The sequence below is a fragment of the Pseudomonas capeferrum genome (assembly GCF_013523055.1).
GTDB classification, from domain to species: Bacteria; Pseudomonadota; Gammaproteobacteria; order Pseudomonadales; family Pseudomonadaceae; genus Aquipseudomonas; species Aquipseudomonas capeferrum_A.
Genome location: NZ_JAAMQM010000012.1, coordinates 198,653 through 205,154, shown reverse-complemented (window position 1 = coordinate 205,154; position 6,502 = coordinate 198,653). Strand labels below are relative to the sequence as shown.

8 protein-coding genes and 4 tRNA genes are annotated in these 6,502 nt (G+C 55.7%); all 12 read left to right on the top strand.

The genetic code is table 11. The annotated features are described in order from the left end of the window. Nucleotides 1–286 precede the first annotated feature (286 nt). The 12 genes from birA (at nucleotide 287) to rplA (ending at nucleotide 6,452) form a co-directional block, all read left to right on the top strand. Complete coding sequence (gene birA / locus G7009_RS15605) at nucleotides 287–1,246, top strand: bifunctional biotin--[acetyl-CoA-carboxylase] ligase/biotin operon repressor BirA (RefSeq protein WP_181130953.1); 960 nt, start codon at nucleotides 287–289, stop codon at nucleotides 1,244–1,246. Next, complete coding sequence (locus G7009_RS15600) at nucleotides 1,236–1,985, top strand: pantothenate kinase (protein WP_181130952.1); 750 nt, start codon at nucleotides 1,236–1,238, stop codon at nucleotides 1,983–1,985. Before birA ends, G7009_RS15600 begins: the two co-directional genes overlap by 11 nt. 7 nt (nucleotides 1,986–1,992) lie before the next feature. Next, nucleotides 1,993–2,418 carry a hypothetical protein gene (locus tag G7009_RS15595; protein ID WP_181130951.1) on the top strand — a complete coding sequence of 142 codons (426 nt, stop codon included), beginning with the start codon at nucleotides 1,993–1,995 and terminating at the stop codon, nucleotides 2,416–2,418. A gap of 144 nt (nucleotides 2,419–2,562) precedes the next feature. Then, nucleotides 2,563–2,647: transfer RNA gene (locus G7009_RS15590), tRNA-Tyr, on the top strand. A gap of 23 nt (nucleotides 2,648–2,670) precedes the next feature. Next, nucleotides 2,671–2,744: transfer RNA gene (locus G7009_RS15585), tRNA-Gly, on the top strand. 26 nt (nucleotides 2,745–2,770) lie between these two features. Further along, nucleotides 2,771–2,846: transfer RNA gene (locus G7009_RS15580), tRNA-Thr, on the top strand. 81 nt (nucleotides 2,847–2,927) lie between these two features. Continuing rightward, nucleotides 2,928–4,121, top strand: coding sequence for an elongation factor Tu (gene tuf / locus G7009_RS15575; protein WP_181130950.1), 1,194 nt, complete (start codon nucleotides 2,928–2,930; stop codon nucleotides 4,119–4,121). A gap of 55 nt (nucleotides 4,122–4,176) precedes the next feature. After that, nucleotides 4,177–4,252: transfer RNA gene (locus G7009_RS15570), tRNA-Trp, on the top strand. Between the two features lie 44 nt (nucleotides 4,253–4,296). Beyond that, nucleotides 4,297–4,665 carry a preprotein translocase subunit SecE gene (gene secE / locus G7009_RS15565; protein WP_181130949.1) on the top strand — a complete coding sequence of 123 codons (369 nt, stop codon included), beginning with the start codon at nucleotides 4,297–4,299 and terminating at the stop codon, nucleotides 4,663–4,665. 9 nt (nucleotides 4,666–4,674) lie between these two features. Next, complete coding sequence (gene nusG / locus G7009_RS15560) at nucleotides 4,675–5,208, top strand: transcription termination/antitermination protein NusG (RefSeq protein WP_003255501.1); 534 nt, start codon at nucleotides 4,675–4,677, stop codon at nucleotides 5,206–5,208. Between the two features lie 117 nt (nucleotides 5,209–5,325). Continuing rightward, nucleotides 5,326–5,757, top strand: a complete 432-nt coding sequence (gene rplK, locus G7009_RS15555; RefSeq protein WP_028633698.1) for a 50S ribosomal protein L11 — start codon at nucleotides 5,326–5,328, stop codon at nucleotides 5,755–5,757. Further along, nucleotides 5,757–6,452: a 50S ribosomal protein L1 gene (gene rplA, locus G7009_RS15550; RefSeq protein WP_181130948.1), complete on the top strand. Its 696-nt coding sequence runs from the start codon at nucleotides 5,757–5,759 to the stop codon at nucleotides 6,450–6,452. Before rplK ends, rplA begins: the two co-directional genes overlap by 1 nt. Nucleotides 6,453–6,502 lie beyond the last annotated feature (50 nt).

Below are 6,502 nucleotides of genomic sequence, written 5' to 3'. Positions count from 1 at the left end.
GAACTCAGCAGTGAAACGATGCATCGCCGATGGTAGTGTGGAGCTTCTCCATGTGAGAGTAGGTCATCGTCAAGATTCATTTCGCAAAACCCCTATCTGCGCAAGCAGGTAGGGGTTTTGTCTTTTCCGGTATTTGACTTTTCCCTGTTTACGCCCCGTAGTGCTATCAAGATCAAGGCTTTCCTTGTCCGCGGGGTTTTAGCCATCCTGCCGCTTAAGTCCCTTTTCCTATGCAATCGATCGGTGCGTAGCTATCATGCCTGCCTTATTCGGAGTCGAGTCTGGCATGCTGAAGTTGTTGAATCTCCTCAAGGATGGTCGTTTTCATTCCGGCCAAGACCTGGGTGTTGCCCTGGGGGTAAGCCGTAGCGCCATCTGGAAGCAGTTGCAGCACCTTGAGAGTGAATTGGGCCTTGTCGTGCACAAGGTGCGTGGACGCGGCTATCAATTGGCTATGCCCCTGGCGCTCCTCGAACTGGAACGCATCAGCGAGCATTCACATGGGGGCCTGTGGCCGGTTTTTATCCATGAGTCGATTGACTCTACGAATGCCGAGGCACTGCGCTGCATAGCCTCGGGACAAGCTGCGCCTTTTCTGGTGCTCGCGGAGCGCCAAAGTGCAGGTCGCGGCCGTCGTGGCCGGCAGTGGGTCAGCCCCTTTGCTGAAAACCTCTATTACAGCTTGGTTTTAAGAATTGAAGGTGGCATGCGTCAGCTCGAGGGTTTGAGCCTCGTGGTGGGGCTTTCGGTCATGCGTGTTCTGGAGGCGCTCGGTGTAAATGGAGCGGGGCTCAAATGGCCCAATGATGTGCTGGTCGGTAACCAGAAGATCGCCGGTATCCTGCTGGAGTTGGTAGGTGATCCTGCCGACGTCTGTCATGTGGTGCTGGGAATCGGCATTAACGTGAATATGCAGGTCAATGACCAGGTTGATCAACAATGGACTTCGCTGCGACGAGAAACGGGGGCTATCGTGGATCGGAACCGGGTTGTCGCATTGCTTAATCAACAGCTCCAACATGAATTGGCGCGCCATCGTCGCTATGGCTTTGCGGCGATCCAGGAAGAGTGGGAGCGAGCACACCTATGGCAGGGTCGGTCGGTCTCATTGATTGCAGGTAGCACGCAGATCAACGGAGTGGTGCTGGGCGTAGACGGGCAGGGTGGTTTACGGCTTGAAATCGACGGTGTTGAAAAGAGCTTCAGCGGTGGAGAGCTCAGTTTGAGGTTGCGCAATGATTCTTGAGCTCGATTGCGGTAATAGCTTTATCAAGTGGCGAGTCATCCACCTGGCGGATGCCACGATTGTCGACGGTGGTATCGTTGATTCGGACAATGCCCTGGTTACAGCTGTGGGAGTGCTCGCAGGGTCCAAGCTGCGCGCTTGCAGAATGGTCAGCGTACGCAGTGAGGAAGAGACAGCAGCTCTCTGTGCCTTGCTGAGCGAAAATTTTGGCGTGACTACCCAGGTCGCGCTACCTGTTCAGGAAATGGCAGGTGTGCAAAATGGCTACGCCGACTTCCAGCGCCTGGGCATGGACCGTTGGTTGGGCGCGCTAGGCGGGTTTCACCTAGCTAAAGGCGCCTGTCTGGTTCTTGATTTCGGTACGGCAGCCAAGGCAGATTTCGTGGCCGCCAATGGCGAACACCTAGGTGGCTACATATGCCCAGGCATGCCCTTGATGCGCAGTCAGCTACGCACCCATACCAGGCGTATCCGCTACGATGATGCTTCGGCCGAGCGTGCGATGATCAGCCTGGCACCTGGTCGCTCGACGGTAGAAGCCGTCGAGCGCGGTTGCGTTCTCATGTTGCAAGGTTTCGCCAAGGTACAGATCCAGCAGGCAGAGTCCCTGTGGGGTGACCAGTTCACAGTATTTCTTACGGGAGGAGATGCACCGTTGGTCAAGGGCGCAGTGCCGCAGGCTCGTGTCGTGCCTGACCTGGTATTCGTTGGTTTGGCCATGGCGTGCCCATTGAGCTGAGGTATTTATGCGCTGGTTGTTTCTGCTCCTGGTTGTGCTCAACATCGTCTACTACGCATGGCATTTGCAAGAAGCACCCCTGAGAGTGAAGGAAGTCGCTCCTCTCACTCTATATAAAGGGAGTCAGCAGGAAATACGCTTGCTGCGTGAAACGGGAGCCGGAGCACCTCCTCGGCGTCGCGACGAATGCCTGATCGTCGGCGGGCTGTCCGGGCGAGAACAGCTTGAGGCGCTACGCCAGCGCCTGGTTACGCTCGATATCCCGACTACACAGGTGGCCGGACAGGTCCCGGGGGCTAGCGGGTTATGGCTCAAGGTATCCGCAGAAGGCGAGCGTTTGTTGGACGAAACCGTTCTCTCGACTCTTCTCAACGATTTCAAAGACTTAAAACGAAAAATTATTTTATGCGAGGGTATTGCAACTCGCGAATAGCTTGATAGAATGGCGCCCGCTTCACAGGGAACACCACTTAGGTGGCGATACCGGAAGCAGCTGTCAAGGTAGCTAACCTCAAGATTTAAATGAGAAAAAGCTTGACAGTAGGACGGCAAGAGTTGAAAATGCCGCCCACGTTATGGAGGGGTTCCCGAGCGGCCAAAGGGATCAGACTGTAAATCTGACGTCTACGACTTCGAAGGTTCGAATCCTTCTCCCTCCACCAGTTAAGCGAGAGCTGCACGCTCCGCGGGTATAGTTTAGTGGTAGAACCTCAGCCTTCCAAGCTGATGATGCGGGTTCGATTCCCGCTACCCGCTCCAAGTTTGCTGTTTTTGCACAGAGGTTCGCTCTTGTAGCTCAGTTGGTAGAGCACACCCTTGGTAAGGGTGAGGTCAGCGGTTCAAGTCCGCTCAAGAGCTCCATATGACAAGGCAGATATGAAAATATCTGCCTTTGTTTTATCAGCGGTAACGATTGTTTTTCTTCTGCGGAGGATTGTCCTGATGGCTAAGGAAAAGTTCGAACGTAACAAGCCGCACGTCAACGTTGGTACTATCGGTCATGTTGACCATGGTAAGACTACGCTGACTGCAGCTCTGACTCGCGTTTGCGCCGAAGTCTTCGGTTCGGCTCGCGTCGATTTCGACAAGATCGACAGTGCTCCGGAAGAAAAAGCTCGCGGTATCACCATCAACACCGCTCACGTCGAGTACGATTCCAGCGTTCGTCACTACGCTCACGTTGACTGCCCAGGTCACGCTGACTACGTGAAGAACATGATCACCGGTGCTGCCCAGATGGACGGCGCGATCCTGGTTTGCTCGGCCGCCGATGGTCCGATGCCACAAACCCGTGAGCACATCCTGCTGTCCCGTCAGGTTGGCGTTCCGTACATCGTGGTCTTCCTGAACAAGGCTGACCTGGTAGACGACGCCGAGCTGCTGGAACTGGTCGAGATGGAAGTTCGCGACCTGCTGTCCACCTACGACTTCCCAGGCGACGACACTCCGATCATCATCGGTTCGGCTCGTATGGCGCTGGAAGGCAAAGACGACAACGAAATGGGCACCACCGCTGTCAAGAAGCTGGTGGAAACTCTGGACAGCTACATCCCAGAGCCAGAGCGTGCTATCGACAAGCCATTCCTGATGCCAATCGAAGACGTCTTCTCGATCTCGGGCCGTGGTACCGTTGTGACCGGTCGTATCGAGCGTGGTATCGTTCGCGTTCAGGACTCTCTGGAAATCGTTGGTCTGCGTGACACCACCACCACCACCTGCACCGGTGTTGAGATGTTCCGCAAGCTGCTGGACGAAGGTCGTGCTGGCGAGAACTGCGGCGTGCTGCTGCGTGGCACCAAGCGTGACGACGTCGAGCGTGGTCAGGTTCTGGTCAAGCCAGGTTCGGTCAAGCCGCACACCAAGTTCACCGCGGAAGTTTACGTTCTGTCGAAAGAAGAAGGCGGTCGTCACACTCCGTTCTTCAAAGGCTACCGTCCACAGTTCTACTTCCGTACCACTGACGTGACCGGTAACTGCGAACTGCCGGAAGGCGTTGAAATGGTAATGCCAGGCGATAACATTCAGATGACTGTTACCCTGATCAAAACCATCGCAATGGAAGACGGTCTGCGTTTCGCCATCCGTGAAGGCGGTCGTACCGTCGGCGCCGGTGTTGTAGCAAAAGTAATCGAATAAGTAGTTGATTTATCTAGATTGGGTCGGCATAATGGCCGGCCTGATACAGCGTTAAAGGTCAGTAGCTCAATTGGCAGAGCGACGGTCTCCAAAACCGTAGGTTGGGGGTTCGATTCCCTCCTGACCTGCCATTCACCTCGGTGTGATTGGCTTTCTTCTCACAGGATCTTCCCCAATGACTCCCAAGACTGAAGCCCAAGATTCGCGTTTTGATCTGTTTAAGTGGCTGGCTGTGGTTGCCTTGGTCGTCATAGGTGTCGTAGGTAACCAATACTACTCCGCCGCCCCCATCCTGTACCGTGTACTTGCACTGCTCGCCCTGGCTGCGGCTGCAGGCTTCATTGCCTTGCAGACTGTGAAGGGTAAGTCGTTCTTTGTGCTGGCGAAGGAAGCTCGTACCGAGATTCGTAAAGTCGTGTGGCCAACCCGTCAAGAGACCACTCAAACCACGCTTATCGTTGTGGTTGTAGTTTTGGTCATGGCGCTGCTGTTGTGGGGTCTTGATTCCCTGCTCGGCTGGTTGGTTTCCTTGATTGTCGGCTAAGGGTGTCCCGTGGCTAAGCGTTGGTACGTTGTGCATGCTTACTCGGGTTACGAGAAGCATGTAATGCGCTCACTGATCGAGCGCGTAAAGCTGGCTGGCATGGAAGATGGCTTTGGCGAGATTCTGGTTCCGACCGAAGAAGTGGTCGAAATGCGTAATGGCCAGAAGCGCAAAAGCGAGCGTAAGTTCTTCCCAGGTTATGTGCTGGTTCAGATGGAAATGAACGAAGGGACTTGGCACCTTGTCAAGGATACCCCTCGTGTAATGGGTTTCATTGGTGGTACCGCAGACAAGCCTGCGCCGATCACTGATAAAGAGGCTGAGGCAATCCTGCGTCGCGTAGCCGACGGCAGCGACAAGCCCAAGCCGAAGACGCTGTTCGAGCCGGGTGAAGTGGTTCGCGTCATTGACGGACCGTTCGCCGACTTCAATGGCAGCGTCGAAGAGGTTAACTACGAGAAGAGCCGGCTCCAAGTGGCAGTGCTCATTTTCGGTCGCTCTACGCCGGTAGAGCTCGAGTTCAGCCAGGTCGAAAAGGTCTAGCCGAACGAAGCATCCCATACCCCGCAGCCCTGAGCTGCGGGGTTTTGTCGTCACTGGGATAAAACGCAAGTCATCCGGGGAGCCTCATGGCGTTCGTACCCGATTTTGGAGTAGCTCATGGCTAAGAAGATTCAGGCTTACATCAAGCTGCAAGTTAAGGCCGGCCAGGCCAACCCAAGCCCACCCGTTGGTCCAGCACTGGGTCAACACGGTGTGAACATCATGGAATTCTGCAAGGCCTTCAACGCCCGTACTCAGGGCCAAGAAGCAGGTCTGCCGACTCCTGTGATCATCACTGTCTACAGTGACCGCAGCTTCACGTTCGAAACCAAGAGCACCCCTGCTTCGGTTCTGCTGAAGAAAGCAGCTGGCCTGACCAGCGGCTCGGCACGTCCGAACACCGTCAAGGTGGGTACTGTGACCCGTGCTCAGCTGGAAGAGATCGCCAAGACCAAACAGGCTGATCTGACTTCCGCTGACCTGGATGCAGCCGTGCGTACTATCGCCGGTTCTGCTCGCAGCATGGGCCTCAACGTGGAGGGTGTGTAATGGCTAAGCTGACCAAGCGCCAAAAGGCTATTGCTTCGAAAATCGAAGCTGGCAAAGTCTACAACTTCGAAGAAGCCGCTGCGCTGCTGGCTGAACTGTCCGCCGTGAAGTTCACCGAATCCTTCGACGTTGCCGTCAACCTCGGCGTTGACCCGCGTAAATCCGACCAGGTCGTACGTAGCGCAACCGTGCTGCCTCACGGCACTGGCAAGACCGTACGCGTTGCTGTCTTCACCCAGGGTCCAGCTGCCGAGGCCGCTCTGGCTGCCGGCGCTGACCGTGTAGGTATGGACGATCTGGCTGCCGAAATGAAAGCCGGCGACCTGAACTACGACGTCGTTATCGCATCCCCGGATGCCATGCGCGTTGTGGGCCAGTTGGGTCAGGTTCTGGGTCCTCGCGGCCTGATGCCTAACCCTAAGGTCGGTACCGTTAGCCCGGACGTAGCCACCGCGGTCAAGAACGCCAAGGCTGGTCAGGTTCGCTACCGTACCGACAAGAACGGCATCATCCACACTTCCGTGGGTAAAGTCGGCTTCGACGGCATCAAACTGAAAGAAAACGTTGAAGCTCTGATCGCTGATCTGAAGCGTATCAAGCCAGCTTCCTCGAAAGGTATCTACGTCAAGCGCGTTACCCTGAGCACCACCATGGGCCCAGGTCTGGTCATCGACCAGAGCTCGCTGGACGCGTAAGATCTCGCCGGCGCGGCTTGTCCGCGCCTGCTGCAAAAATTGGGGTCCCT

Bases quoted from the DNA above. Each gene is read 5' to 3' on its own strand.
- birA (WP_181130953.1), top strand. From the start codon at position 287: ATGCTGAAGTTGTTGAATCTCCTCAAGGATGGTCGTTTTCATTCCGGC.
- G7009_RS15600 (WP_181130952.1), top strand. From the start codon at position 1,236: ATGATTCTTGAGCTCGATTGCGGTAATAGCTTTATCAAGTGGCGAGTC.
- G7009_RS15595 (WP_181130951.1), top strand. From the start codon at position 1,993: ATGCGCTGGTTGTTTCTGCTCCTGGTTGTGCTCAACATCGTCTACTAC.
- tuf (WP_181130950.1), top strand. From the start codon at position 2,928: ATGGCTAAGGAAAAGTTCGAACGTAACAAGCCGCACGTCAACGTTGGT.
- secE (WP_181130949.1), top strand. From the start codon at position 4,297: ATGACTCCCAAGACTGAAGCCCAAGATTCGCGTTTTGATCTGTTTAAG.
- rplK (WP_028633698.1), top strand. From the start codon at position 5,326: ATGGCTAAGAAGATTCAGGCTTACATCAAGCTGCAAGTTAAGGCCGGC.
- rplA (WP_181130948.1), top strand. From the start codon at position 5,757: ATGGCTAAGCTGACCAAGCGCCAAAAGGCTATTGCTTCGAAAATCGAA.